Genomic DNA, 26,355 nt, shown 5'->3' with positions numbered 1-26,355 from the left:
TCAGTCCTCCCTGCCCGGCATCAGGCTCTCGATCAGCTCGGGAGTCCAGGGGGTCGCCTCGGCCAGGGCCTGGCGCAGGGCGACGAAGTCGATCTCGCGACCCACCTCGCGGTTGCCCTCATTGAAGGCGCGGAAGCCGGTGCGGGCCTCGTTCATCATGTTCAGGGCCAACCAGGCGCGGGAGTTCTCCTTGTTGCGGTTCCAGGCATCCAGCTTCGGCTTGCGCAGCTCTTCCAGACTCTTGGTCATGCACTCGGGGAAGGTCTCGAGCAGCTTGGCGCAGAGCTCCTCGACCGCCTGGTCGAGCAGGCTAAGATCGATCTCGCCCTGCTTGATCAGCGCCTTGGCCGCCTTGGCCGCTTCGCCGCTCTTGAATTCGCCATGCACGATGCGGCCGTACTCATCCAGCATCTGGTCGGTGACCGCCATCGGATTGGCGACAAACTTACCGTCCACTTTCAGCGCCGGCACGATCTGCGAGACAATGCCGAGGCGATACGCCTTGTGTGCCGAGAAGGGTTCGCACAGGGTGCCGGAGACCATCGCCTGCTCGCAGCCGATCATCACCGGCAGGAAGTCGGTGGCGCCGCCGATGGCCGCGGAACCGTGCTTGGGACCGGCCTGGCCGAAGTTGGCCAGATCCTGGACCACCGAGTAGTCCGCCGCCATGCCGATCTCCTGGCCGCCGCCGATACGCATACCATTGACCCGGCAGATCACCGGTTTGTCACAGCCCAGCATGGCGCTCACCATGTCGTTGAACAGGCGCATGTACTGGCGGTACTCCTGGGGATTGCCGGCGTAGTACTCGGCGTACTCCTTGGTGTTGCCGCCGGTGCAGAACGCCTTGTCGCCGGCGCCGGTGAACACCACGGCGTTGACGTCGCGGGCACAGCTGGCGGCGCGGAAGGCGAGGATCACACCCTTCACCATTTCGGTGGTGTAGGAGTTGTACTGGGCCGGATTGTTCAGGGTGATCCACAGGTTGTAGAGCCCTTCCGCCACGCTGCCGTCACGGCGTTTGGCCGGACGCTTCTCCACCAACAGGCCCTCGAAGCTGAGCTCCGGCACCAGGTTGTGGTCGACCACGGCGGCCGGCTTGGAATCGTTGATAATGCTGCGCGTTGAATCTCTCATGAAAACGTCCCCTTTAAAGATTCGGAACCAGAATGGCACGCTCGGTCAGAAGGTGGCCCTTGGCCGCTTCGAACACCGCGTTGATATCGTTGAGTGAGTGGAGTTTTACGAACGGCTTCATCTGGATCCTGTTCTGCAACACCAGATCCAGTGCCTTCGGGTAATATTCCGGCAGACAACCCCAGTTGCCCTGCAGGCGGGCGCTGAAGGCCATCAGGTTGGAGAGCCGCAGCTCCAGCTTGGCCATGGTGAAACCGACCACCGCCAGGTGCGATCCGTAGGTCAGCAGGCTGAAGGCGGTCTCCTGGCCGGGCGTCGAGCCGGAGCACTCGAAGATCCTCCACTCGGTGGCGCGCAGGCCGTTTGCCTTCACATGCGCCTTGATCAGTTGTTTAATGGCGCGGGCGTCATGCTCCTTTGCATTCAGGGTCAGCTCGGCACCGAAATCCTTCAGCTGGTCCAGCTTGGCCTGATCCACATCGATGGCCACCACGCGGGCGCCCATGGCGTGGGCGATCTGCACCGCGTAACCACCGACACCGCCGACACCGATCACGATGGCCAGGTCGCCCTCGTTGATCCCGGCCAGCAGCGCCGCCTGGTAGGGGGTGGTCACCGCATCCGCCAGCACCGCCACCTCGGCCAGGCTCATGCCGGCCGCCTCCAGCTGTTTCTCATCCACCGGGCAAAGTCCGCGGGCAGGCACGCTGATATGGCTGGCGAAGCCACCCTGGATATCGTTGCCGGGCATCTTCTGACCGCGGCACAGGGTGCCCAGACCGCGTTGGCAGAGGTCGCACTCGCCACAGGGCATCACCGCCGGGATCACCACCGCCTTGCCCAGCAGCCCCTCGGCGCCTTCGCCGCAGGCCACTACCCGGCCGCTGATCTCATGGCCCAGGGTGAGGGGCAGTTCATGATTGGTACGGACACCGTCATAAAGAAAACCGAGGTCGGTATGACAGACCCCACAACCGGCCACTTCCACCGTGACTTCACCGGCAACCGGCGTTTCGAAGCTGCAATCCTGTTTAACGAAAGGCGCACCCACTGCGGTCATCTGCCAACGGTATCCGTTAATACTCATAGTCTGTGGTCTCCAAAATTCTTATTTCACGCACTAACGCCGCGCTAATGAATTATATTTCACTTTCACCTCTTGTCAACTTAAATATATGTACTATATTTCCTTTGACATAGCCGATTCCATGAAATATGATTCATTTCACTTGCAACTAATCGGGTAATTCCCAGCAAAATCCTGCGATATATATCATATATAAGGTATATCTAATGAATGATTCTGCATCCAACCCACTAGCACCCCCCCAATCCAAAGGGGCGCCCCGCTCCCTCTCCATCGCCATGCTCGGCAGCGGCGGCTCCGGCGTCATGACCGCGGGGCAGCAGTTGCTGGATGCCGCGGGACAGGCCGGCTGGTACGGCATGATGACCCGCTCGTCGGGCCCGCAGATCCGCGGCGGCGAGGCCGCCGCGCTGCTGCGCCTCTCGCCCCAGCCGGTAGAGACCCACAAGGGCCGTTTCGATATCCTGCTGGCCATCGACTGGCTCAACGCCGACCGCTTCGTCGGCGAGATCACCCTGGACAGCAACAGCGTGGTGATCGGCGACGTGGGTGGCCAGGTGCCCGAGGCGATCAGCGCCATGGGCGGCCGTTATATGGAGCTGCCCCTGAGTGAACTGGCCAAGGGGATCAGCGGCGGGCGTCCCAACATGGTGGCGCTGGGCGCCCTGGCCCAGCTGATCGGCCTGCCGCTGGAGGCACTGGAAAAGGGATTGACCAAGTCGCTGGCGAAGAAGGGCGAGGCGGCCATCGCGGCCAGCATGGCCGGCGTACGGGCTGGTATCGAGCAGGCTTCGGCCATTCCCGACATCCCGCCATTTCGTATCGACGCCAACAGCCAGCGGGAGCGCTGGAGCATCACCGGCAATGAAGCGGCCGGCCTGGGCGCGATCCGCGGCGGCATCCGCTTCGTCGCCGCCTATCCCATCACCCCGGGCACCGAGGTACTGGAGTGGCTGGCGCCCAATCTGAAGAAGGTCGGTGGCGTGCTGGTGCAGGCGGAAGACGAGTTGGCCTCGATCAACCAACTGATCGGCGGCTCTTTCGGCGGCACCCCCTCACTCACCGCCACCTCCGGCCCCGGCCTGGCGCTGATGATCGAATCGATCGGTCTGGCCGTCGCCTCCGAGACCCCGGTGGTGATTGTCGACGTGATGCGTGGTGGCCCCTCCACCGGGATCCCCACCAAGTCCGAGCAGAGCGACCTCAATATCGCCCTCTACGGGCTGCACGGCGACGCCCCGCATATCGTGGTGGCGCCGATGTCGATCGGCGACTGCCTGTTCACCACCCAGTGGGCGACCCACCTGGCCGAGACCCTGCAGACCGCGGCCATCGTGCTCTCCGATCAGTCGCTCGGCCAGACCCGCGCCCTGATCGACCGCCCGGCGGACATCGCCTTTGTCTCCGGTGGCCGCAAGATCACCCGCCAGGCGGAGGATTTTCGCCGCTACGTGGTCAACGAGTCCGGCGTTTCGCCCATGTCCATCCCCGGCACACCCGGCTGCCAGTACACCGCCGACGGCCTGGAACACTCGCCCACCGGCACCCCGTCGAGCCGCGCCGAGGACCATATCCAGCAACTGAACAAGCGCAAGCGCAAGCTGGACCGGTTCGACTATGGCAGTCACTGGGCCAAGGTCGAGGGCGAGGGTGACATCGCGGTCCTCACCTGGGGTTCCAGCACCGGGCCGGTCAGCGAGGCGATCGACATGCTGGCGGCGGAAGGCCGCAAGGTCAGACTGGTCAGCATGCGCCTGCTGTTGCCGGCACAGCCGGAACGACTGGCCGCCGCCCTGGCCGGGGTGACGCGGACCCTGGTGGTCGAGCAGTGTCACGGCGCCCAGTTCTATCACTATCTGCGCGCCCATTACGACCTGCCCGGCGAACTCCGCTCCATGGCGATCCCGGGCCCCCTGATGATCCGTCCCGATGATGTCTACAGCGAACTCAAAGCGTGGGAGCACCCCTGATGGAAAACGCAAACAGCTGTCCCAGCCTGAAACCGAACGAGTACAAATCCGGCACCAAGCCCGTCTGGTGTCCGGGGTGTGGTGACTACAGTGTGCTGCTCTCCATCACCAAGGCGATGTCCGAGCTGAACCTGGAGCCGGAAAACGTCGCGCTGGTCTCCGGTATCGGCTGTTCCTCGCGCTTGCCGGCCTACCTCAATGTCTACGGATTCCATGCCGTGCACGGCCGCGCCCTGCCGGTGGCCACTGGCCTCAAGGTGTCGCGCCCCGATCTCACGGTACTGGCCGCGGGCGGTGACGGCGACGGTTTCTCCATCGGCGGCAACCACTTCATGCACGCCTGCCGGCGCAACGTGGACATGACCTATATCGTCATGGACAACCAGGTCTACGGCATGACCAAGGGCCAGGCCTCCCCCACCACCGATCCGGACTGGGACAAGAGCAAGCTGACCCCGGACGGCACCAAGATCAATCCCTACTATCCGCTGGTGATCGCGCTGGCCTCCGGCGCCAACTTTATCGCCCGCGCCTCCAGCACCGATCCCAACGGCGCGGCCAAGGTGCTGGTGGATGCCATCCGCCACCCCGGTTTCTCCTTCGTGCACATGCTCAGCCCCTGCGTCACCTTCCGTCCCGAGCAGAAGGAGTGGAAGAAGATGGTACGCCCGGCCCCGGTCGAGCCGACCACCGACGCGGCCGTCGCGGCCAAGCGGCTGATGACCGACGACAACTTCTTCCTCGGTACCCTGTACAAGGGCAACCGTCCGGCCTATCAGCCGGAGCTGAAGAGCACGGTGGAACACCTGTCGGAGCTGGAGCAGGGGTTCATCCTGTGACCGCGCTACGCATCGCCAACAAGCCGGAACTGCTGGCACGTACCCTGACCATGCTGTCGGAGACCGTGGAGCGCTACGACCTGTTTGCCGACCAGATGGAGGTGGTGAACAACCCGCAAGCGGCGGAGATCTTCCGCTGGCTGGAACAGAAGCAGCGCGAGCGCACCCAGGTGGTTCAGGATCTGAGCGAAGGCCTGGCGCTGCCGCACATCCCGCCCTGGGACTACCACTGGGATGATGCCATCAATATCGAGGTACCGGGCCATGCCAGTGCCCACTACATGATGACGCCCTATCACACCCTGACCCTGGCGATCGATGTGGAGCAGAGCGCCGCCGACCTGTTCGACAACATCGAACGTGACACGGAGTTGCCCGAGGTGCGGAAGCTGGCCCACGGCTTCGCCCGCGAGGCGAATGCTTTTTGCGATTACCTGAAACAGAAACGGGAACATTATCCACTGCCGCAGGCGGGCTGGGACGAGGACGAGGATCCACCCCAGTTTCTCGAATAGCGGAATAGATGGTTTCTTATGCAACATTTTTATTAGGTTGTTTATAACGTGACAGATGCAGAGGATTCGTTGGGTTACGCGGCGCTCGGGTATTGTCGTGTTCTGGAAGCGTGGTGCCTGCGCGCCGCTAACCCAACCTACGAAACTGCAAGTGATTGGCCTGCCTTGTTGGTCGATCTTGATGGCGCCTCGAATCAGGCCACTTTTTCAGATTCAAGCCTGCCCTTGTTTGAGCGAAGCGAGTTTTGTCCACGGATGGACTTATGCCGCGGAGGCCATGGATGGCCGGGAGCGGCTTGGGCAGGCGCTGAAAAAGGGGCCTGATTCGAGGAAGCAAGCCATCGTGTGAGGCCGACAAGGCAGGCCAATCACCTACCAACCGGGTGAGTAGTTACATCCGTCATTGAGAAACGGTGTGGAGAAGCAGAGGTTTTTGCAGGGAAGGTTAGACCGTCAAGGACTTGTTGGGTTACGCGGCGCTCGGGTGTTGTCGTGTTCTGGATGCGTGGTGCCTGTGCGCCGCTAACCCAACCTGCGAAACTTTTATTTCCACAAAGGATTGTGTGCGACATACGGGTTAACCCAAAGATGCATCGGCACTGGCGGCAACAGTTCATGACTAATGTCATAAACAAGCAAGATCAGAACGAAAAGAGGTTGACGTAAAAACCATTTAGTTTATTTTGAAACTAATTAATAATAAGAAACACAGTTTTTAAAACCGTATCGGATTGCCACCGATAATCCGCGTACGGCACCCTTACTTGAACAATAAACAGAGAAAGGCATTGGCGATGAAAGAGAGCTTACAGGCAGGACTCGCAACAACCGATCGTTACGAGATCGACAAACCACGCACCGTGAACTTTGTCGGCGACGACTGCGCGGTCTACTCCACCCCCAGCCTGATCTACGACATGGAAGTGACCAGCCGCAACCTGCTGCTGGAGCATCTCGACGCCGGTGAGGACTCGGTCGGCACCCGCGTGGAGATGGACCACACCGGTGCCACCCTGCTCGGCATGTGGGTCGAGATCACGGCCACCATCAGCGAGGTCAAGGGCCGCATGGTGAACTATGAGTTCAGCGCCCGTGACGCCCTGGATAATGTCGCCAAGGGCAAGCACACGCGCTTTATCGTCGACACCGAACAGACCGCCGCGCGTCTCAAGGCAAAGGCCGCGAAAGCCACCAGCTAAAGGCAGACAGGCATGACCACTGAATCACCCACCGGCAAGACCAAGATACCAACCTACTGCTACCAGTGCGTGGCGGGGCCGGACCTGCTCAACGTGCGGGTGGAAGACGGTATCGCCACCGAGGTGCAACCCAACTTCGACGCGGCGGCCGTGACCCCGGCCGGCGGCAAGGTGTGCGTCAAGGCGTTCGGGCTGATTCAGAAGGTCTACAATCCCCATCGCATCCTCACCCCGATGAAGCGGACCAATCCGAACAAGGGGCGCGACCAGGACCCGAAGTTTGTCCCCATCAGCTGGGACGAGGCGCTGGACACCATCGCCGACAAGGTGAAGCAGATCCAGGCCGAGGGCAAGACCGACGAGGCGGGCTATCCCAAGATCGCCGCCAGCTTCGGTGGCGGCGGCACCCCCACCTACTACATGGGCACCTTCCCCGCGTTCCTCAGCACCCTCACCCCGATCGACATGGGTTTCGGCAGCGGCCAGGGGGTCAAGTGCTACCACTCGGAGCATCTCTACGGCGAACTCTGGCACCGCGCCTTCATCGTCGCCCCGGACACCCCGAAGTGCGACTACATCATCTCCTTCGGCATGAACATCGAGGCCTCCGGCGGCGTCTGCGGGGTCAAACGCCACGCCGATGCCCGCGCCCGGGGGGTGAAGCGGATTCAGGTAGAGCCCCACCTCTCCCAGACCGGCGCCGCCTCCGCCGAGTGGGTACCGATCAAGCCGAAGACCGACCCGGCCTTTATGTTCGCCCTGATCCACGTGCTGCTGCACGAGCAGCGCGAGCGGCTGGACAAGGTGTTCCTGCGCGACCGTACCGGCTCACCGTACCTGGTGGCGCCCAACGGCTACTACCTGCGCGACCCGGAGACGCAAAAGCCGCTGATCTACGACCTGAAAAGCACGCAGGCGGTGCCCTTCGACACCCCCGGCACCGAACCGGCGCTGGAGGGGCAGTACATCCTCAGCGGCATCGAGCTGGGCGCCGATGACGACCGCTGGGAGCACCGCGATATCAAGGTCACCACCGCGTTCGAGAAACTGGTCGAATACATGAAGCCGTTTACCCCGCTGTGGGCGGGACGGGTCTGCGACGTGGACCACAAGATCATCCGCCGCATCGCCCTGGAGTACCTGGACCACGCCCGCGTCGGCGAGACCATCGAGGTCGACGGCCGCACCATGCCGCTGCGCCCGGTCGCCGTCACCCTGGGCAAGACGGTCAACAACGGCTGGGGCGGCTACCAGTGCTGCTGGGCCCGCACCATGCTGGCGGTGCTGGTGGGCGCCCTGGAGGTGCCGGGCGGCACCATCGGCACCACGGTGCGCATCAACCGGCCCGCCTCCGACCGCAACGACAGCGTCAAGCTCTCCGAGGACGGTTTCCTCGCCTACCCGATGAATCCCACCGACAAGGAGAACTGGCTGGCCACCCCGGATGTGCGCAACGCCAACCGCACCCTGGTGCCGCTGGTGGGCAACTCCGCCTGGAGCCAGGCCCTGGGCCCCACCCATCTGGCCTGGATGCAGCAGGAGAAGGGGCCGGAGCACTGGCCGCAGGCGACCAAGCCGGCGCTCTGGTTCGTCTATCGCACCAATCCGGCGGTCTCCTTCTGGGACACCGAGCAGATCACCCGGACCATCGCCACGTTTCCGTTCACGGTCTGTTTCGCCTATACCCGCGACGAGACCAACCACATGGCCGACATCCTGCTGCCGGACCGCACCGACCTGGAAGGGCTGCAGCTGATCCGCATCGGCGGTACCAAATTCATCGAACAGTTCTGGGACCACCAGGGTTTCGCCCTGCGCCAGCCGGTCACCGAACCGCTGGGCGACACCCGCGACTTCACCTGGATCAGCACCGAACTGGCGAAACGCTGCGGCGTGCTGGAGAAGTACAACAAGGCGCTCAACCGCGGCGCCGCCGGCGTCGCCCTGAAGACCGACTATTACGACTTCAGCCTGGACGTGGACCAGGCCCATGACGTGGAGACCATCTGGGAGGCCAACTGCAGGGCGGCCAGCGCCGAGCTCACCGGCGGCAAGGAGAGCCAGGGCCTCGACTACTACAAGGAGAAGGGCTACCGCCTCACCGGCTTCCCGCGCATCAAGTGGTATCTGACCGCCAAGATGGAGGACGAGGGGGTGCGTTACGAACTGCCCTACCAGGAGACCCTGAAGCGGGTCGGCGTCCAGCTCGGCCGGCGCCTGCACGAGCGCGGCATCAGCTGGTGGGACGAACAGCTGGAGGAGTATGCGGCGCTGCCCGAGATGATGGACTTCCAGGCGATCTGGGAGGGCGCGCTGGAGCGCAACTTCGGCATCAATATCAGCGACTACCCGTTCTGGCTGGTCACCTCGCGCAGCATGCAGTACGCCTGGGGCGGCAACGTCTCGATCCAGTTGATCCGCGAGGTGTCGAAGAACATCGGCACCCACGGCGGCCTGGTGATGAACACCGGCCAGGCCCACAAGCTGGGGCTCAAGGACGGCGACCGGGTGGAGATCACCTCCCCGCTCAGCGCCACCCGCGGCATCCTGGTCACCCGTGAGGGCATCCGTCCCGATACCCTGATGCTGATGGGCCAGTTCGACCACTGGGCCACCCCGTTCGCCAAGGAGTTCGACGTACCCAGCATGAACGCCCTGGTGCCGATGCTGCTCGATCTGACCGACTCCAGCGGCTCCGGCGCGGACCTGGCCAGGGTCAAGGTCAAGAAGATTGGAGAGACCAGGAAATGACCCGTTATGTGATGGTCGCCGACATCAACCGCTGCGTCGGTTGCCAGACCTGCACCGCGGCCTGCAAGCAGACCAATGCCACCGCGCCCGGGGTGCAGTGGCGCAAGGTGCTGGATTTCGAGGTGGGCACCTACCCCAATGTGCGCCGCGCCTTCATCCCGGTGGGCTGCAACCACTGCCTGGATGCGCCCTGCGCCGACGCCTGCCCGACCCAGGCCACCTACAAACGGCCCGACGGCATCGTCGCCATCGACTACGACCGCTGCATCGGCTGCGCCTACTGTATCCAGGCCTGCCCCTACCAGGCACGGGATCGGGTGGATATCCCCAACAAGGCCTACGGCAAGGCGTTCGGCCAGATGAAGCATGAGCAGAAGGTACCGCACAGCGAGCGTCGCGCGGTGGCCCAGAAGTGCACCTTCTGTGTCGAGCGCATCGACTACGGCACCGCCAACGGCCTGATCCCGGGCATCGACCCGGACGCCACCCCGGCCTGCGCCAACAGCTGTATCGCCGACGCCCTGACCTTTGGCGATATCGAAGATCCCGACAGCAACGTATCCAAACTGCTGCGGACCCATGAATACTTCCAGATGCATGCGGAGCTGGAGACCGGCTCCGGCTTCTATTACCTGTGGGAGCGTAAATGATGCTGGCTCCAACCCTACAGAAACGCTGGGACTGGCGCGCCGCCGGTAACTTCATCTGCGGCGGCAGCGGCTCCGGCCTGATGATCATGGCCGCCCTGCTGACGCTCATCGGACTGCACGCCAGTGGCTACGCCCTGCTGGCCAGCGCCCTGGTCGCCACCGGCCTGGGCCTGGTGTGGCTGGAGATCGGCCGGCCGCTGCGCTCCATGAACGTGTTCCGCAACCCGCGCCGCTCCTGGATGACCCGCGAGGGCCTGGTGGCCACCGTGCTGCTGCCACTCGGCGTGCTCGCCTTCCTCAGCGAATCCACCGCCCTGTCGATCCCCTTGCTGATCATGGCCGCCGTGGCGGCGGCCCTGTTTCTCTACGCCCAGGCGCGTATCCTGCACATGGCCAAGGGGATCCCGGCCTGGCGTACCGACGCCATCAACCCGCTCATCGTCAGCACCGGACTGACCGAGGGTATGGGTATCGTGCTGATCTTCGCCGGCCTGGTGCAGGGCAACGTGGCGGCCCTGTTCAGCGGTTACGGCTGGATCCTGGCCCTGGCCCTGGTGTTCCTGCGCGGGGCGGCCTGGATCAATTACCGCTATTCATTGGCCAACAACGCCCCGGAGGCGACCCTGCAGGTACTGGACAGGGCGCATAGCGTGATCGCCCTGCTCGGCGTCGCCGCGCCGATCGTGTTGCTGTTCCTGGGCAAGAGTTACCCCGCCTATCAGCTGCCGCTGGCGGCGGCGGCCGGATTCTTCATGGTGCTGTGCGGCTGGTTCTGCAAGTATCAGATCATCCTGCACGCCGCCTACTCCCAGGGCTATGCCATTTCACACACCCCGGCGCGCGGCGGCGGCAAGCCCGGCCCCGGGTTGAAACCCGGCTGGAGATTGCCACAATGACCACGGCTGTAGAACAGAAAATCACCCACGAGGTGCGTCTGCACGGGCGCGGTGGCCAGGGCGCGGTGCTCGCCTCCAAGATCCTCGCCAAGGCCCTGGTGTTGAGCGGACAACACGTCACCGCCATCCCCTCGTTCGGCTTCGAACGGCGCGGCGCACCGGTGGCCGCCTTCATGCGCTATTCCAACCGGCCGATCCGCGCGGTGACCAATATCTACGCCCCCGATTACATCATCTGTATCGATCCGAGCATCCCCAAGGCGGTGGATATCTTTGCCGGGGTACAGCCCGACAGCACCCTGATCCAGGCCACGCGCAACTCGGCCGAGTCCCTCAGCTGCCCGGCGGCCGTCACCCGGGTGGTGCTGTGCGATGCCATCGCCATCGGCATGGAGGTGTTCCGGCGTCCCATCACCAACACCATCATGCTCGGCGCCTTCGCCAAGGCCACCGGCATCGTCACCCTGGACGGGTTGCGCGCCGGCCTGGAGTCGGCCAACTTCCGTGACGCCGGCCTGGAGCAGAACCTGATCGCGGTGGAGCGCGGCTTCAACGAATCGATCGTCAAACAGCGGCAGGGAGATACCTGGGTATGAGCAAGATGAGAGCCCATCCAAGGCCGGACATGAGCCAGGTGCCGGACGACCTCTGCCCGGTCGCCATCATCGAAAACGGCATGCTGCCGGGCGACTGGCGCGCCGAGCGGCCGGTGGTGGACCGCGCCAAGTGCGTCAAGTGCGCCGTCTGCTGGATCTTCTGCCCGGTGCAGTGCATCGTTGAGAAGCCGGCCTGGTTCGACATCAACTACGACACCTGCAAGGGCTGCGGCATCTGTGCCGTCGAGTGCCCGCACAACGCCATCCAGATGATCGAGGAGGTCAAATAATGGCCACGCCCGCGCTGAAGCTGAAACACCCCGGCTGCGCCCAGTCCATCGTCTGCGACGGCAACGAGGCGGCCGCCTGGGCGGTGGCCCTGGCCCGTCCCGATGTGGTGGCGGTCTATCCGATCACCCCCCAGTCCTCGCTGGTGGAGTACGTCTCCCAGTTCATCGCCGACGGCAAGATCGAGGCGGAACTGATGAACGTGGAGGGCGAGCACAGCGTGCTCTCCGCGCTGCACGGCGCCGCCCTGGCGGGCGGCCGCACCTACACCGCCACCTGCGGTCCCGGCCTCGCCTTCATGTTCGAACCCTACTGGCGCACGCCCGGCATGCGCCTGCCCATCGTCGCCTCGCTGGTGACCCGCGACGGCATCACCCCGCAGTGCGTCTGGGGCGGCCAGCAGGACGCCATGACCATGAAGGAGACCGGCTGGATCCAGATCTATTGCGAGACCGTGCAGGAGGTGCTGGACACCACCGTGATGGCCTACCGCATCGCCGAGCACCACGACGTGATGCTGCCGGTGAACATCTGCCACGACGGCAACTACCTCTCCTACGGCGTCACCCAGGTGGAGGTGCCGGAGCAGTCGGCAGTGGACGACTACCTGGGAGAGAAGAACATCAACTGGCACGTGGCCCTCGACCCGCTGCGGCCGATGGCGGTGGATCCGCTCACCGGCGGCGCCGGCGGTCCCGGACCGGCCAAGTTCGTCGCCTACCGCAAGGGGCTGTGCCAGGGCATGCAAAACGCCCTCGGCGTGATCGAGCAGGCACATGCCGACTGGGCCGAAATCTTCGGCCGCGACTACGCGCCGCTGGTGGAGGAGTACCGGCTGGACGACGCCGACTACGCCCTGGTCACCATCGGTTCCATGACCGGCGCCGCCAAGGATGCGGTGGACAGCGCTCGCGAGCGGGGCCAGAAGGTCGGTCTGATCAAGATCAAGACCTTCCGCCCGTTCCCCGTGGCCGCCATGACCCGGGCGCTGAAAAAGGTCCGGGCGGTCGGCGTGGTGGATCGCTCGGTGCACTACGGCTGGGACTGCGGCCCCCTCTACCAGGAGGTGTTGAGCTGTCTCTACCGCGCCGGCCAGCCGATTGCCGCCGGCTCCTTCATCGGCGGCCTGGCCGGCGCCGATCTCACCGAGGGTCACTTTGCCCGCGCCATCGAGCGCACCGCGCAGCTGCTGGCCGGTGACGAATTCGACAGTCCGGTATGGCTGAACGAGCATGATTGAGGAGCGCCCGATGAACACGACCCACTATCTCGTCGCCGGCGCCAGCCATGCCGGCCTGGAAGCGGTGCACCGCATCCGCCTGGTGGATGAGACCTCCCCCATCACCCTGGTGACCCGCGATGCCCATGCGCCCTACTCGCCCACCATCCTGCCCTACGTGGTGTCGGGGCAGAGCGCTCCGGAGCGGGTGGTGCTGCGTCCGGCGGACTATTTCCTACAGCACAATGTCACCCTGATCAGCGACAACGAACTGGTGTCGATCGACGAGACCGGCAAACAGGTCACGCTCAAGTCGGGCGACCGCTGGCAGTATGCAAAACTGCTGCTGGCCACCGGGGCCGATCCGATCATCCCGCCGATCCCCGGACTCAGCGAGACCCCGTACCATGTGCTGCGCACCATGCAGCACGCCATCGACCTGCGCGACCACGCCGGCAAGGTGAAGCGCGCCGTGGTGCTTGGCGCCGGCCTGATCGGTATGCACGGCGCCGAGAACCTGCGTCATGCCGGACTGGATGTCACCATCGTGGAGATGTGCGACCAGGTACTGCCGGGCTATTTCGATGCGCGCGCCGCGGCGGTGATCGAGCACGCCTTCAACGCCAACGGCATTCGTATGCTGATGGGCAGCCGGGTGGTGCGGGTGGAGCCGTTGGGCGACGGCTGCCGGATCACCCTGGAGAACGGCGACAGCCTGGAGGCTGATCTCTTGCTGGTCGCCACCGGCGTGAAACCGCAACTGGATTACCTCAAAGGCACCTCGGTGCAGGTGGACCAGGGCATCCTGGTGGACCGCCGGATGCGCACCGACGCGCCGCATATCTGGGCCGCCGGCGACGTCGCCCAGGCCGCCGATTTCTACGGCGAGGAGAAGGTGATGATGGGCATCCTGCCGGATGCGGTCACCCAGGGCGCCGTGGCCGCCATGGACATGACCGAAGACCACGCCCTGAAACCCTATATCGGCGGCGTGCCGATCAATACCTATACCTTCTTCGGCCAGCAGGCGATCTCGGTCGGCCAGAGTCTGGCCGACGCATCACTGGAAGAGCTGACCCGGGTGGATGAGGACCACGGCCGCTATCTGAAGATCCTGCTCAAGGAGAACCGGCTGCAGGGTATTTCCAGTATCAACCAGGAGATGGATGCCGGCATCATGTGGCAGCTGATCCTGCGCAAGGTCGATCTCACCCCGGTAAAAGACGCCTTTATCGCCCGGCCGCTGGAGACCGGCCGCGCCCTCATGTCCAGCACCTGGCGATAACGGGAGAACAGATTAATGACCGCCTACAACACCATCGCCTTCGATCCGTCACGCTGCGAGCTGTGCAATGACTGTGATGCCTGCATCACCGCCTGCGCCCAGGTCAAGTCGGGCAGCGACGACCCGCTGTACTCGCGCATCAAGATCGTCGCCGGCTTCAACGGTAACCCTCCGGAACTGGCGCTGTGCCGCCAGTGCGGCGACCCGGAGTGCGTCAAGAGCTGTCCTTCCACCGCGCTGACCAAAAACCCGGATACCGGCCTGATCGACTGGGAGAAAAGCCTCTGCGTCGACTGCCTGCTCTGTACCGTCGGCTGCAGCTATGGCGGCATCACCTACAATGCGACACTGAAGCATGTCGCCAAGTGCGACCTGTGCGACGGCGACCCGGCCTGTGTCAAGGCGTGCCCGAGCGGGGCCCTCAGTTACATCACCTCGGCCGGCATCTTCAACGAGCAACACGAACGCGAGGATCTGTTCGTGCCCGGGCTCTCCGCCTGCCAGGGCTGCAACTCGGAGATGATCATGCGTCACTCGCTGCGCAAGGTGGGACCGGACACGGTGCTGGCCACCCCGCCCGGCTGTATCCCCGGCATGGGCTCGGTCGGTTTCAACGGCACCACCGGCACCAAGGTGCCGGTGTTCCACCCGCTGCTGACCAACACCGCCTCGATGCTGGCCGGACTGAAGAAACAGTACAACCGCATGGGCCGCAACGTCACCGCCATGGCGTTGGCCGGCGACGGTGGGGCCGGTGATGTCGGCTTCCAGTCGCTCTCCGGCGCGGCGGAACGCAATGACCAGATCCTGTTTATCTGTGTCGACAACGAAGGCTACATGAACACCGGCATGCAGGCGTCCGGCAGCACTTCCTACGGCTCCTGGACCACCACCACGCCGGTCGGCAGCGAAATGAAAGGCAAGCGTACCAGCCAGAAGAATCTGGCCATGATCATGATGAACCACAACTGCGAGTATGTGGCCACCGCCTCCACTGCATTTGTCGAGGACTACTACGAGAAACTGGACAAGGCGCTGGCCGCCTCCGAGCGCGGCTTTGCCTATCTGCACATCTACTCGCCCTGCCCCACCGGTTGGCGCTTCCCCTCGTCGCAGACTATCGAGGTGTGCCGCAAGGGCGTGGAGACCAACTTTGCTCCCTTGTGGGAGTATGAACGGGGCGGTGACCTGCACTTCACCCACCCCATCGATAACCCCCTGCCGGTAGAGGCCTACCTGAACCTGAGTGGCAAGTACCGCCACGTCAACGCGGAGCAGCTGGCTTGCATCCAGCAGCAGGTCAATGAGCGGGTAAGGACCCTGAAACGCTATGCGGGTCAATAGGGGCGGAGCCGAATGGTACTTAGTTAAGCCAAGAAGCACCGTCATCCCGGCGCAGGCCGGGATCCAGACTGCTGAATGGTGGCAGCATTCCTGGATTCCGGCCTGCGCCGGAATGACGAGCATCGTGAAAGCCATTAAAGCCAGAGCCCTTTTGCGCGTTTGATGATGAAAACAAATATAGAGGAGTGTGACACCATGTCGAATACTGGTGCCGAGAATTACTATTATGATGCCGAAGCCGAGTGCATGCCACGCGGGCAACTTTTGCAACTGCAGTTGCAACGTCTGAAGACGCGCCTGCAACACGCCTATGACAACGTGCCGCACTACCGGGCGGCATTCGATGCCCAGGGGGTAAAACCGCACAACCTGGAGCGCCTGGAGGATCTGGCCAAGTTTCCCTTCACGGTGAAGAACGATCTGCGCGACGCCTACCCGTTCAACATGTTCGCCGTGCCCCGGGAGCAGGTCTCGCGACTGCACGCCTCCTCCGGCACCACCGGCAAGCCGACCGTGGTCGGCTACACCGAGGGCGACATCAACAACTGGGCCGACCTGATGGCGCGCAGCCTCTCCTGCGCCGGCGCCCGCCCCGGCGACATCGTGCACAACGCCTACGGCTACGGCCTGTTCACCGGCGGGCTGGGTGCCCACTATGGCGCCGAGCGGCTGAAGTGCACCGTCACCCCCATGTCCGGCGGCAACACCGAGAAGCAGATCGCGGTGATGAACGACTTCGGCTCCCACGTGCTGCTCTCCACCCCCTCCTACGCCCTCAACATCGCCGAGGTAGCAAGAAATGAAGGGGTGGACCTGGCGGCCGGCCCGCTACGCGTCGGCGTGTTCGGTGCCGAACCCTGGAGCGACGAGATCCGCGGCGAGCTGGAGAAACAGCTCGGCATCAAGGCGATGGATATCTACGGCCTGTCCGAGATCATGGGGCCGGGCGTGGCCTGTGAATGCACCGAGCAGAATGGCCTGCACGGCTGGGAGGATCACTTCCTGTTCGAGATCATCGATCCCGACACCCTGCAGCCGCTGCCCTATGGCGAGGCGGGCGAACTGGTGATCACCACCCTGACCAAGGAGGCGCTGCCGATCATCCGCTACCGCACCCACGACATCACCCAGCTGACCGATGAGCCGTGCGCCTGCGGCCGCTCCCACGTGCGCATCCTGCGGGTCACCGGGCGCAACGACGACATGATGATCATCCGCGGCGTCAACGTCTATCCGTCGCAGATCGAGTCGGTGCTGGTGGGCATCAACGGCGTCGCCCCCCACTACCAGCTGGTGATCCGGCGCGAGGGCATACTCGACACCCTGACCGTGGACATCGAGGCAGAGCCCGATTTCGGCGGCGACAAACAGGCGCTCGGCGCCGAGGTGAAACACCACATCAAATCGTTGATCGGCGTCACCTGCACGGTCAATGTGCTGGAGACCGGCGCGGTGCCGCGTTCCCAGGGCAAGGCGGTGCGGGTGCGCGATCTGCGCAAGAAGTGAGGAGCATAGCGTGGGCTTTTGCAACGACTGCAGTCACTGGCGCTTCGAGCAGAATGTCGTCTTGCGCAATGAACGCGAACAGGATGGCTTCGGCCTCTGCGAGCTGTTTGATCAGATGCGCGCCAACCCGTTACGCGCGCTGGTGCGCAGCGATGACGAATATGCCGAGATCCAGACCCGCGGCGAATTCGGCTGCAATCTGTTCGAACAGAAGTAATTACAGGGCTTCCGGCAAAGGGAGCAACACAGGGAATGGGCGTGACAGACAGGGGATGTCTGGCTACGCCCGACCCGCCTGCGACGACAGCGGCGGCCGGTGCAGGACAAAAAACAGGTAGGGTGGACAAGCGCAGCGAATCCATCCGGAAAGATCATATCGGAGCAGGCGGTGTCGGAGCTGACACCCGCCTGCCGGACAAAAGGAACCACTATGAGCATCAGAGACCGTATCGACGCCCTGCTGGAACGCATGCCGGATGCCCCCCAGTATCCCACCCAGGGCGCCGTCCTGTTTGTGGATCTGGAGCGCCGCAGCCAGCGCAAGGCCTACCTGCCGAAGGAGGTGCTGACCACCTTCCTCAGCGGTCGCGGCGGCAACATGTTCCTGCTCTACAACCTGCTCTCCGGCGACAACGTGGAACCACTCGATCCCGAAGTCCCGCTTATTTTCGGCAGCGGGGTCTTTACCGGCTACATGGCCTCCGCCACTCGCGGCAACGTCACCAGCCTCTCCCCGGAGAGCGACGCCATCCTCGACAGCAATGCCGGCGACTACTTCCCCGCCTTCATGCGTCACCACGGTTATGACCACCTGGTGCTGTATGGACGCAACCCCCAATGGACGCTGCTGAAGATCTCTTTCGAAGAGATACAGTTTCTGGACGCCACCCCCTACCTGGGAATGGATAACCTGGATATCACCGAGGCCATTCAGCGCGATTTCGAACGTACCGAACGCAAGGACATGGCACTGGCGCGCATCACCAGTGCCGGAGAAAACCAGGTGCTCAGCTCCGGCATCATGGGCGGCATCAAGGCGATCTGGGCACGCGGTGGCGCCGGTGCCAAGATGGGCTCGCTGGGACTGAAGGCGATCATGATCGACGGCGCGCCGGGCAAGATCGTCTCCTCCCGGGAGTTCAAGCTGGGCGCCAAGGAGATCAGCAACAAGGTGATCGGCACCAGCGTGATCCACAATGCCCTGAAGACCGTCGGCACCCCGTTCCTGTACAAACCGAGCCGTATCCTCGGCGCCATCGGCACCAAGAACAACCAGGAGAACACCTGGGTCGAGGATCTGGACGCCGACAACTTCGATGTCTACCGCACCGGCATGGATGGCTGCTACAAGTGCCCGGTGAAGTGCCGGCCACTCAACGACATGACCCCCGGGGCCACCGGCGGCTTCGGCGCCAATGCATTGAAAGGTGTTACCGGCAATGCCAGCTACGACACCGCCCAGGCCGAGGTACAGCATGAACATCACGCCGGCTATCGGGGCATCAAGGGCAATGACGTGTTCGACCGCTACGACAAGGGCGACGGCCCGGAGTATGTCACCGTCGGCAAGTTCGGCCCCAACATCGGCATAAAAGAACCGGAGCAGGTACTGCGCCTGAACAACATCCTCAACGACCTGGGGCTCGACTCCGCCGGCACCGGCGGCGCCATCGGCTGGGCCATGGAACTGTATCAGCGCGGCATTATCGACCAGAAGACCACCGGCGGCCTGGAGCTGAGCTGGGGCAACTATGAGGCGGTGGAGAAACTGCTGTTCATGCTGGCCAAACGCGAAGGCTTCGGTGACGTGGTGGCCGACTCCAGCCAGGCGGTGGCCACCGGCAAATATCCGAAGGAGGCACTGGACTACCGCATGACGGTAAAGGGGCTGTTCCAGTCAGACCCCCACGACAGCCGCATCCTCAAGGCGTTCGCCCTGGGCCTGGCGGTGGCCACCCGCGGCATGGACCACCTGCGCAACCGGGTGACCCTGGAGATCAATGCCCGCATCAACGACGACGCCGAGTTCAAGACCGCCCTGTATGGCGGCCAGGTGTCGGCCGAACCCAATCAGTACGGCGGCAAGGAGTACGCGGTACGTCGCTGCGAGGACACCTTTGCGGTCGGCGACTCGGTGGGCATGTGCCGCTTCACCACCAAGCTGTTCAACTCCCCGTCACTCACCGGGACCGAGGAGTTTGCCGAGCAGCTCAAGCTGCTGACCGGGATCGACATGAGCAGCGACGACCTGCTCAACAGCGGCCGCAACGTGATCGCCGTGGAGCGCATGATCAATGCCATCCGCGGCCTCGGCGACGTCGACGACACCCTGCCCCGGCGCTGGTTCGAGGAGCCCAACAGCGCCGGCCCGTTCAGCGGCGAGAAGATCGATCCGCAGGCGTTCGCGGAGCTGAAATTGCGCTTCTACGAGATCTCCGGGTTTGAACCGGACGGCCTGCCCAGCAGCGACTGGTGGGAGCGGCTCTCCCAGGTGCTGACCGGCTACAGCCTGAAGGTGCAACTGCCGGAGCTGCCCGGGGTGAAACGCCACAGCCTGGTCATCAACCGGCCGGTGAGGAATATCCAGGAGCTGAGACAACGCCTGATCAGCAGCCTGCCGCAGGCGGCCGAGGCGCTGCAGGACAGCTCGTTCGGCATTTCCATTAACGATCAACTGGTGGTCGCCTCGGAACAGGGGCTGGCCCTGCACAATGGCGACCAGGTGAGCCTGGTGCCGATGTTGGCGGGAGGGTAGCTAAGGACCCGCGCAAGAATAAGTTCCTGTATTCGGTCGCCCCTGGACCCCGCTGGCAGCGTTACGCTTTTTGCCAAGGGAACAGCCATTGCCTGCAAAGCGTGCCTTGCCAGCGTGGCCCAGGAACGCCCTCGGTACTACGGAATTATTCTTGCGCGGGCCCTAAGAGAGAGAGAAAGCGCGTGTGGAAAAGGTACAAATATCAGTATCATGTTAATATCAGGCAGGAGAGGAGACCAATAGGAACGTGACGCATGACTGAGATCGTCAACTCCCCCGCGGGGGAAGAGGTAAGCATTGAGGAGCTGACCGAAGTGGTCGGGGCGCGGGTACGCTCGGTACGCTCACGGCGTGGTCTGACGCGCAAAAACCTCGCCTTTCATTCAGACGTCTCAGAGCGTTACCTGGCCCAGCTGGAGCGTGGCACCGCCAACGTCTCACTGGCCCTGTTGTCGCGGATCGCCAAGGCCCTCGGGGTGCGGATCGGCTCGCTGCTGCCGGAGCAGGAGGAGAGCTGCATCAAGTACCCGCCGCTGGGCGAATTGATCGAAACCTTCACGCCCGAGGCACAGGAGAAGGCGTTCCAGCTGTTGCGCAACGCCTTTTCGCCGGGCCAGGGGGCCTATCGTGGCATCGCCCTGATCGGGCTGCGCGGCGGTGGCAAGAGCACCCTCGGTGAGCGGCTGGCGAAGCATTTTCAGGTGCCGTTCATTCGCATGCAGAACGTGATCGCGCAACTGGCGGGGATGGACATGGGCGAGCTGATCTCCCTCACCGGCCAGGGCAACTACCGCCGGCTGGAGCTGCAGGCGCTGCAGCAGACCATCACCGACTACCGGCACGTGGTGCTGGAGACCGGCGGCAGTCTGATCTCCGAGGCGGAGACCTTCCGGGTGCTGCGCGAGAACTTCTACACCGTCTGGGTGCGCGCCTTGCCGGAGGATCACATGAACCGTGTCATCGAGCAGGGTGACATGCGTCCCATGGCCGGCAACCAGCAGGCGATGGATGACCTGAAACTGATACTGGACGAACGTGAAGCGGATTACCGCCTGGCCAATTTCGAGATCCTGACCTCGGGCCAGACTATCGAGCAGAGTCTCGAAGTGCTGATCAAGCAGTGCGCGCCCTATCTGCAGGGCGGCTGACCGGATCGCGTTCGCTTTGAAGTTTGGCCGGCCCTGCCGGCCATCCCCTACCTTTTCCCCACAGTAAACTTCTATCTCCAAGCCGAGCCGGTAGGAGCGCCTCCGGCGCGAGCTGTTTTCGCCGCTGAGCCGCTACCCATGGGAAGAGCCCGTGCATCCCATCATTGCGGCCCTGTAGTCCGTGATTCAACCGCGCGAAGCACGCAAAGAACGCGAAGTAAAAAGCCGTTTTGTATGCTCCGATCGATCCCCTGCCGGGTTGGACCGGAGGAGCGGTTCAGGAGGAGCGGTACAGGGATGTACCGACAACGGAGCCGAGGATGAAAATATAGGCACGCCATCGTATCTCTTGGCGTACTTTGCGTGCTTCGCGGTCCCGAAACAACGAACGATTAACGCCATTTCAACAATAGGAAAGGATCACCACCATGCCCGAAGCCTTTATCTGCGACGCCATCCGTACCCCGATCGGCCGCTACGGCGGCAGCCTGGCCAGCCTGCGCAGCGACGACCTGGCCGCCCTGCCGGTGCGGGCGCTGATGGAACGCAATCCCGATGTCGACTGGTACCGGCTGGACGACCTGATCTACGGCTGCGCCAACCAGGCCGGTGAGGACAACCGCAACGTGGCGCGCATGACCGCCCTGCTGGCCGGTCTGCCCGACGCCGTGCCCGGCGCCACCCTGAACCGGCTGTGCGGCTCCGGCATGGATGCCGTCGGCAGCGCCGCCCGCGCCATCAAGAGCGGCGAGGCGCAGCTGATGATCGCCGGCGGGGTGGAGTCCATGTCCCGCGCCCCGTTCGTCATGGGCAAGGCGGAGAGCGCCTTCTCGCGCCAGGCGGAGATCTTCGACACCACCATCGGCTGGCGCTTCATCAATCCGCGCATGAAGGCGCTGTACGGCGTCGACTCGATGCCGGAGACCGCCGAGAACCTGGCCGTGGAGTTCGGCATCAGCCGCGCGGACCAGGACGCCTTCGCCCTGCGCTCCCAGCTACTGACCGGGGCCGCCCAGGAGGCGGGCCGGCTGGCCGAGGAGATCGTCCCGGTCAACCTGCCCCAGCGCACGGGCGACCCGATCCCGTTCGACCGGGATGAGCACGCCCGCCCCCAGACCCAAATCGAGCAGCTGGCCAAACTGCGCCCCATCGTCCGCCCCGAGGGCAGCGTCACCGCCGGCAACGCCTCCGGGGTCAACGACGGCGCCTGCGCCCTGCTGATCGCCTCCGAAGAGGCGGCCCGCCAGCAGGGGTTGACCCCACGCGCCCGTATCCTCGGCATGGCCACCGCCGGCGTGCCACCCCGCACCATGGGCTTCGGCCCGGCGCCCGCCAGCGAGAAGCTGTTGGCACGGCTCGGGCTGGGTCTTGACCAGATGGACCTGATCGAACTCAACGAGGCGTTCGCCGCCCAGGCCCTGGCGGTGACCCGCCACCTGGGGCTGGCGGATGACGACGAGCGCATCAACCCCAACGGCGGCGCCATCGCCCTGGGGCATCCGCTCGGCATGAGCGGCGCGCGCCTGCTCACCACCGCCAGCTACCAGCTGCGGCGCAGCGGCGGCCGCTACGCCCTCTGCACCATGTGTATCGGCGTCGGCCAGGGCATCGCAGTGGTGATCGAGCGGGTTTGATTAGCGCCATGCGGTGGATGCGCCCTTCGGGCTTATCCACCCTACCATCAGCCTCGAATGCAGGATGTAGGGTGGATAAGCCGGTAGGCGCATCCACCATAAAGCGGCCAGGCCGCTCCTGCAGGCGAGGATAAACAACCAGGGGTCGGAGTCAAGCCGCGCAGGACAGGGCATATATCCCGCCACTCGTTGGCGGCTTGACTACGATCAGCCTCGAATGCAGGACGTAGGGTGGATAAGCCGGTAGGCGCATCCACCATAAAGCGGCCAGGACGTATTTCCCACCACTCGTTGGTGGCTTGACTCCGACCCCTCCGCACGGACCCGCCAATAGGCAGGCCCCTGTGCCTGCCCGGAGCCAATTTCCAGGCGGGGCACCGCGGACGCAAAACAGACTAACCACTCATTCAGCACAGAGAACAACACTATGAGCAACCACCACACACCCGACCTGGACGGCATCACCGCCCTGCTGCAGACCCGCGCCGGCGATGGCCGCCAGTCCCTGAACGACGCCGAGCTGCGACAACTCCTGGAGATGGCCGGCCTGCCCCTTGGCAGCAAACAGCGCGGTGAACAGGCGAGTGGCCTCGAACTGGCCCTCTCCCTGACCAACACCCGCGAATTCGGCATGGTGATCAGTGCCGGGCTGGGTGGCGAGAACGGCGAGTTGCTGGCCGGCGCCCTGCGCAAGGGCCAGGGCGGCGTCCGCGCTGCCGCCGAGCTGACCAACGGCGAGGATCTGCTGGCCGCCTTCAAGGCCACCATCGCCTGGCGTCAGTTGCATGGCAGCGTCAGCGACCAGGCCCTGATCGACTGCTTCGATGCCTTCATCCGCCTGGGACGGCACTACGCGCCCGGCAACCCGGAGGCCCCGTTCGTACTTGATCGCCTGGAACTCAACCCGTTCAGCTTCCACAACGGGCGGATCACGTTCAGCGAGGGCGTCTGCGAATTCAGCCGCCCCGTCGCGGTGCTGGCACCGCGCCCGGCCACCAGGATCGGCAAGATGCTGCACCCGAAATCGATCGGCATCATCGGCGTCTCCGGCAGCAAGATGAACTTCGGCCGCATCATCCTCAAAAACATCCTGGCCAGCGGCTACCCGGCCTCGCAGATCACCATCATCCGCCCCAACGAAGACGAAATCGACGGCGTCAAGTGCGCCGACAACCTCGCCAGCCTGGAGCACAAGCTGGACCTGTTCGTGGTGGCCATCGCCGCCGACGCGGTGTTCGATCTGGTGGCCGAGTTGATCGCCAGCGACGCCGCCGAGGCGGTAATGCTGATCCCCGGCGGCTTGGGGGAGACCGCCGCCAGCCGCGGGCAGGCGGCGGCGATGATGAAGCGCATCGACGAAGCCCACCGCAGCGATACCGGCGGCCCGGTATTCCTCGGCGGCAACTGCCTCGGCATCGTCTCCCACCCGGGCCAGTACGACACCTGGTTCATCCCCAAGAACCGCCTGCCCCAGGGGCAGCGCAAGGCCGAGCGCAACTCGGCCCTGATCAGCCAGAGCGGCGCCTTCATGATCACCCGTCTGAGCCACAATCCCTGGCTCGATCCCGCCTACATGACCGCCCTGGGCAACCAGAACGACCTCACCCACGGCGACATGGTCAACTACTTCGCCGGGCTGGACGGTATCGACACCATCGGCGTCTACGCCGAGGGGTTCCGCGACCTGGACGGTCTGCACTTCGCCCAGGGGGTGCGCAAGGCAGTGCTCATGGGCAAGCAGGTGGTGCTCTACAAGGCCGGTCGCTCCGCGGCCGGCGGCAACGCCACCCTCGGGCACACCGCCTCCATTGCCGGCGACTTTGCCCTCCTGGAGGCGGTCATCAGCCAGGCCGGCGGCATCGTCTGCGATGACTTCGACCAGTTCAACGACCTGTTTTATATCGCCGACTGCCTACACGGCAAAACCGTCGGCGGCAACCGGCTCGGCGCCGTCAGCGGCGCCGGATTCGAGGCGGTGGGCATGGCCGACAATATCGCTGTGGATGAATTTTCGCTGGAGGTGGCCGCGCTTTCACCGCAGACCGAGGCGCGCATCGCCGAGATCCTCAAGGCCAAACGGCTGGGCGCCCTGATGGAGATCAGGAACCCGATGGACATCAACCCCGGCGCCGACGACGAGGCGCACCTGCAGTGTGCGGAGGCGATGGCCAACGATCCCAACATCGACGCCGTGGTGGTGGGACTGGACCCCATGTCCCCGGTGATGCGCACCCTGGTGGACAACAAGCTGCGCCCCGGCTACGACATCAGCGACGCGGAGAGCATCGCCCACCAGATGCCGAAGCTGGTGGCGGCACTGGACAAGCCGCTGATCGGCATTGTCGACGGCGGTGAACTCTATGAACCCCTGGTGGCCGCCATGAAGGACCGGGGCGTCTGCGTGTTCCGCTCCTGCGGCGCCGGCGTCAAGGCGCTGTCCAGCTATACCCGGGCGCGGTTGCGGGCGGAGGAGATCAAGCGGCGCTTTGGTTGATGGGTAACCCAGGTGTCGGAGTCAGCCCGCAAGCTGACTCCGACACCTCCCTTCCATTTCGTCTGCACTCTCCAGCCGAATGGATTTCAATCCTGTTTCTTTCTACAATCCCTGCTATAGGTGATTTAAACAGAAACGAGCATAGCGCCATGCCAACCCGGCTTCCCATCAAACAGACCGAACTGGCCGACTTTTGCCGCACCCACGGCATTCAGCGCCTCTCCCTGTTCGGCTCCACACTCAAGGGGACCGCGACACCGCAAAGCGATATAGATCTGCTGGTCGAGTTTGAGCCGGGCAACACACCTGGCCTACTCGCTCTTGCGGAGATGGAAGCGGAACTGTCAGAGCTGATGAAAGGAATAAAAGTGGATCTCCGCACTCCAAACGAACTGAGTCACCTGTTCCGCGAGAGCATCTTGTCCACCGCAGAAGTTCAATATGCCGCCTGAAGATCGTGTTCGGCTACAGCACATGCTGGAAGCAACCGAAACCGCAATCGGGTTTATGAAGAACCGGGAACGCCCCGATCTCGACCAAAACCGCATGCTGCTATTTGCAGTGATTCGCGCCATCGAGATACTTGGCGAGGCGGCAAATAGGGTATCCCCTGAAACACGCGCTCGATATCCTGAAATCCCCTGGCGAGCCGCCACAGCCATGAGAAACCGCCTGATCCATGGTTACTTCGATATCGACAAAGACGTGGTCTGGAGCACTGTCACCGGTGAACTGCCCGCTTTGGGATCACTGCTTACCAAGGTTTTGAACTCAGCTAAGTAGTGTCCATCCAGAAACGCACGAAATTAAAATTGTCGTCACCCCGGCGGAGGCCGGGGTCCAGGGGATTCAACAAATGAGTGGATTCCATCCTCAGGTCCGTAAACGGTGCATATATGGACCCACTCTGAGGTGGTCTAATAGATTTGTACAACCCAGTTAAGCATAATTCACTTAACTGAGGTAAACCTGAATCCGTAGCTTCACGAGCGCACTCGCTCCACAAATACCATTTCAGACGAACTCAGCAAAACCACCCGTG

At 63.7% G+C, this 26,355-nt stretch carries 22 protein-coding genes; 20 read left to right on the top strand and 2 right to left on the bottom strand.

Annotated features, from left to right (window positions below; genetic code table 11):
• Both oah and had read right to left on the bottom strand, forming a co-directional pair.
• Positions 1-1,137: a 6-oxocyclohex-1-ene-1-carbonyl-CoA hydratase gene (oah, locus tag O9K64_RS19625; protein ID WP_275099804.1), complete on the bottom strand. Its 1,137-nt coding sequence runs from the start codon at positions 1,135-1,137 to the stop codon at positions 1-3.
• 13 nt (positions 1,138-1,150) lie between these two features.
• Positions 1,151-2,224: a 6-hydroxycyclohex-1-ene-1-carbonyl-CoA dehydrogenase gene (gene had / locus O9K64_RS19620; RefSeq protein WP_275099803.1), complete on the bottom strand. Its 1,074-nt coding sequence runs from the start codon at positions 2,222-2,224 to the stop codon at positions 1,151-1,153.
• Positions 2,225-2,430: 206 nt separating this feature from the next.
• Here had and O9K64_RS19615 point away from each other — a divergent pair, with 206 nt between their 5' ends.
• The 20 genes from O9K64_RS19615 (at position 2,431) to O9K64_RS19520 (ending at position 26,096) form a co-directional block, all read left to right on the top strand.
• Positions 2,431-4,194, top strand: a complete 1,764-nt coding sequence (locus O9K64_RS19615) for a 2-oxoacid:acceptor oxidoreductase subunit alpha (protein WP_275099802.1) — start codon at positions 2,431-2,433, stop codon at positions 4,192-4,194.
• A complete protein-coding gene (locus O9K64_RS19610) occupies positions 4,194-5,033 on the top strand; it encodes a 2-oxoacid:ferredoxin oxidoreductase subunit beta (RefSeq protein ID WP_275099801.1) in 840 nt (279 codons plus the stop codon). Before O9K64_RS19615 ends, O9K64_RS19610 begins: the two co-directional genes overlap by 1 nt.
• Complete coding sequence (locus O9K64_RS19605) at positions 5,030-5,548, top strand: hypothetical protein (RefSeq protein ID WP_275099800.1); 519 nt, start codon at positions 5,030-5,032, stop codon at positions 5,546-5,548. The genes O9K64_RS19610 and O9K64_RS19605 overlap by 4 nt, the downstream gene beginning before the upstream one ends.
• Positions 5,549-6,342: 794 nt before the next feature.
• Positions 6,343-6,747, top strand: coding sequence for a thioesterase family protein (locus tag O9K64_RS19600; RefSeq protein WP_275099799.1), 405 nt, complete (start codon positions 6,343-6,345; stop codon positions 6,745-6,747).
• 12 nt (positions 6,748-6,759) lie between these two features.
• Positions 6,760-9,498: a molybdopterin-dependent oxidoreductase gene (locus O9K64_RS19595; protein ID WP_275099798.1), complete on the top strand. Its 2,739-nt coding sequence runs from the start codon at positions 6,760-6,762 to the stop codon at positions 9,496-9,498.
• Positions 9,495-10,148 (top strand): 4Fe-4S dicluster domain-containing protein, encoded by a 654-nt coding sequence (locus tag O9K64_RS19590; protein WP_275099797.1) that lies wholly within the window; start codon positions 9,495-9,497, stop codon positions 10,146-10,148. Before O9K64_RS19595 ends, O9K64_RS19590 begins: the two co-directional genes overlap by 4 nt.
• Positions 10,145-11,044 (top strand): hypothetical protein, encoded by a 900-nt coding sequence (locus tag O9K64_RS19585; RefSeq protein ID WP_275099796.1) that lies wholly within the window; start codon positions 10,145-10,147, stop codon positions 11,042-11,044. Before O9K64_RS19590 ends, O9K64_RS19585 begins: the two co-directional genes overlap by 4 nt.
• Positions 11,041-11,640: an NADH-dependent phenylglyoxylate dehydrogenase subunit gamma gene (gene padE / locus O9K64_RS19580; protein WP_275099795.1), complete on the top strand. Its 600-nt coding sequence runs from the start codon at positions 11,041-11,043 to the stop codon at positions 11,638-11,640. Before O9K64_RS19585 ends, padE begins: the two co-directional genes overlap by 4 nt.
• Positions 11,637-11,930 (top strand): NADH-dependent phenylglyoxylate dehydrogenase subunit delta, encoded by a 294-nt coding sequence (gene padF / locus O9K64_RS19575; protein WP_275099794.1) that lies wholly within the window; start codon positions 11,637-11,639, stop codon positions 11,928-11,930. Before padE ends, padF begins: the two co-directional genes overlap by 4 nt.
• A complete protein-coding gene (padG, locus tag O9K64_RS19570) occupies positions 11,930-13,168 on the top strand; it encodes an NADH-dependent phenylglyoxylate dehydrogenase subunit alpha (RefSeq protein WP_275099792.1) in 1,239 nt (412 codons plus the stop codon). The genes padF and padG overlap by 1 nt, the downstream gene beginning before the upstream one ends.
• Before the next feature lie 10 nt (positions 13,169-13,178).
• Positions 13,179-14,432, top strand: a complete 1,254-nt coding sequence (padH, locus tag O9K64_RS19565) for an NADH-dependent phenylglyoxylate dehydrogenase subunit epsilon (protein WP_275099791.1) — start codon at positions 13,179-13,181, stop codon at positions 14,430-14,432.
• Between the two features lie 15 nt (positions 14,433-14,447).
• Positions 14,448-15,776, top strand: coding sequence for an NADH-dependent phenylglyoxylate dehydrogenase subunit beta (gene padI, locus O9K64_RS19560; RefSeq protein ID WP_275099790.1), 1,329 nt, complete (start codon positions 14,448-14,450; stop codon positions 15,774-15,776).
• Positions 15,777-15,971: 195 nt separating this feature from the next.
• Positions 15,972-17,282 (top strand): phenylacetate--CoA ligase family protein, encoded by a 1,311-nt coding sequence (locus tag O9K64_RS19555; RefSeq protein WP_275099789.1) that lies wholly within the window; start codon positions 15,972-15,974, stop codon positions 17,280-17,282.
• A 10-nt stretch (positions 17,283-17,292) separates the two neighbouring features.
• Entirely contained in the window at positions 17,293-17,499 is a 207-nt protein-coding gene (locus O9K64_RS19550; RefSeq protein ID WP_275099788.1) for a hypothetical protein, read from the top strand.
• Between the two features lie 213 nt (positions 17,500-17,712).
• Positions 17,713-20,037: an aldehyde ferredoxin oxidoreductase C-terminal domain-containing protein gene (locus tag O9K64_RS19545; protein ID WP_275099787.1), complete on the top strand. Its 2,325-nt coding sequence runs from the start codon at positions 17,713-17,715 to the stop codon at positions 20,035-20,037.
• A 254-nt stretch (positions 20,038-20,291) separates the two neighbouring features.
• Complete coding sequence (locus tag O9K64_RS19540; protein WP_260295286.1) at positions 20,292-21,185, top strand: helix-turn-helix transcriptional regulator; 894 nt, start codon at positions 20,292-20,294, stop codon at positions 21,183-21,185.
• 428 nt (positions 21,186-21,613) lie between these two features.
• Positions 21,614-22,819, top strand: a complete 1,206-nt coding sequence (gene pcaF, locus O9K64_RS19535; protein WP_275099786.1) for a 3-oxoadipyl-CoA thiolase — start codon at positions 21,614-21,616, stop codon at positions 22,817-22,819.
• A 427-nt stretch (positions 22,820-23,246) separates the two neighbouring features.
• Positions 23,247-25,313, top strand: a complete 2,067-nt coding sequence (locus tag O9K64_RS19530; protein ID WP_275099785.1) for a CoA-binding protein — start codon at positions 23,247-23,249, stop codon at positions 25,311-25,313.
• 149 nt (positions 25,314-25,462) lie between these two features.
• Positions 25,463-25,765 carry a nucleotidyltransferase family protein gene (locus O9K64_RS19525; RefSeq protein WP_275099784.1) on the top strand — a complete coding sequence of 101 codons (303 nt, stop codon included), beginning with the start codon at positions 25,463-25,465 and terminating at the stop codon, positions 25,763-25,765.
• Between the two features lie 22 nt (positions 25,766-25,787).
• Positions 25,788-26,096 carry a DUF86 domain-containing protein gene (locus O9K64_RS19520; protein ID WP_275099783.1) on the top strand — a complete coding sequence of 103 codons (309 nt, stop codon included), beginning with the start codon at positions 25,788-25,790 and terminating at the stop codon, positions 26,094-26,096.
• The last annotated feature ends 259 nt before the right edge of the window (positions 26,097-26,355 follow it).

The sequence above is a fragment of the Sedimenticola hydrogenitrophicus genome (assembly GCF_029017505.1).
In the GTDB taxonomy this organism is placed as follows: Bacteria; Pseudomonadota; Gammaproteobacteria; order Chromatiales; family Chromatiaceae; genus Sedimenticola; species Sedimenticola hydrogenitrophicus_A.
The sequence above is the reverse complement of the archived record's forward strand: the minus strand, read 5'-3'. Positions and strand labels throughout refer to the sequence as shown.

What these genes read in the sequence shown, in the direction of transcription:
- oah (WP_275099804.1), bottom strand. Translation starts at nt 1,137, where the DNA reads ATGAGAGATTCAACGCGCAGCATTATCAACGATTCCAAGCCGGCCGCC.
- had (WP_275099803.1), bottom strand. Translation starts at nt 2,224, where the DNA reads ATGAGTATTAACGGATACCGTTGGCAGATGACCGCAGTGGGTGCGCCT.
- O9K64_RS19615 (WP_275099802.1), top strand. Translation starts at nt 2,431, where the DNA reads ATGAATGATTCTGCATCCAACCCACTAGCACCCCCCCAATCCAAAGGG.
- O9K64_RS19610 (WP_275099801.1), top strand. Translation starts at nt 4,194, where the DNA reads ATGGAAAACGCAAACAGCTGTCCCAGCCTGAAACCGAACGAGTACAAA.
- O9K64_RS19600 (WP_275099799.1), top strand. Translation starts at nt 6,343, where the DNA reads ATGAAAGAGAGCTTACAGGCAGGACTCGCAACAACCGATCGTTACGAG.
- O9K64_RS19595 (WP_275099798.1), top strand. Translation starts at nt 6,760, where the DNA reads ATGACCACTGAATCACCCACCGGCAAGACCAAGATACCAACCTACTGC.
- O9K64_RS19590 (WP_275099797.1), top strand. Translation starts at nt 9,495, where the DNA reads ATGACCCGTTATGTGATGGTCGCCGACATCAACCGCTGCGTCGGTTGC.
- O9K64_RS19585 (WP_275099796.1), top strand. Translation starts at nt 10,145, where the DNA reads ATGATGCTGGCTCCAACCCTACAGAAACGCTGGGACTGGCGCGCCGCC.
- padE (WP_275099795.1), top strand. Translation starts at nt 11,041, where the DNA reads ATGACCACGGCTGTAGAACAGAAAATCACCCACGAGGTGCGTCTGCAC.
- padF (WP_275099794.1), top strand. Translation starts at nt 11,637, where the DNA reads ATGAGCAAGATGAGAGCCCATCCAAGGCCGGACATGAGCCAGGTGCCG.
- padG (WP_275099792.1), top strand. Translation starts at nt 11,930, where the DNA reads ATGGCCACGCCCGCGCTGAAGCTGAAACACCCCGGCTGCGCCCAGTCC.
- padH (WP_275099791.1), top strand. Translation starts at nt 13,179, where the DNA reads ATGAACACGACCCACTATCTCGTCGCCGGCGCCAGCCATGCCGGCCTG.
- padI (WP_275099790.1), top strand. Translation starts at nt 14,448, where the DNA reads ATGACCGCCTACAACACCATCGCCTTCGATCCGTCACGCTGCGAGCTG.
- O9K64_RS19555 (WP_275099789.1), top strand. Translation starts at nt 15,972, where the DNA reads ATGTCGAATACTGGTGCCGAGAATTACTATTATGATGCCGAAGCCGAG.
- O9K64_RS19545 (WP_275099787.1), top strand. Translation starts at nt 17,713, where the DNA reads ATGAGCATCAGAGACCGTATCGACGCCCTGCTGGAACGCATGCCGGAT.
- O9K64_RS19540 (WP_260295286.1), top strand. Translation starts at nt 20,292, where the DNA reads ATGACTGAGATCGTCAACTCCCCCGCGGGGGAAGAGGTAAGCATTGAG.
- pcaF (WP_275099786.1), top strand. Translation starts at nt 21,614, where the DNA reads ATGCCCGAAGCCTTTATCTGCGACGCCATCCGTACCCCGATCGGCCGC.
- O9K64_RS19530 (WP_275099785.1), top strand. Translation starts at nt 23,247, where the DNA reads ATGAGCAACCACCACACACCCGACCTGGACGGCATCACCGCCCTGCTG.
- O9K64_RS19525 (WP_275099784.1), top strand. Translation starts at nt 25,463, where the DNA reads ATGCCAACCCGGCTTCCCATCAAACAGACCGAACTGGCCGACTTTTGC.
- O9K64_RS19520 (WP_275099783.1), top strand. Translation starts at nt 25,788, where the DNA reads ATGCTGGAAGCAACCGAAACCGCAATCGGGTTTATGAAGAACCGGGAA.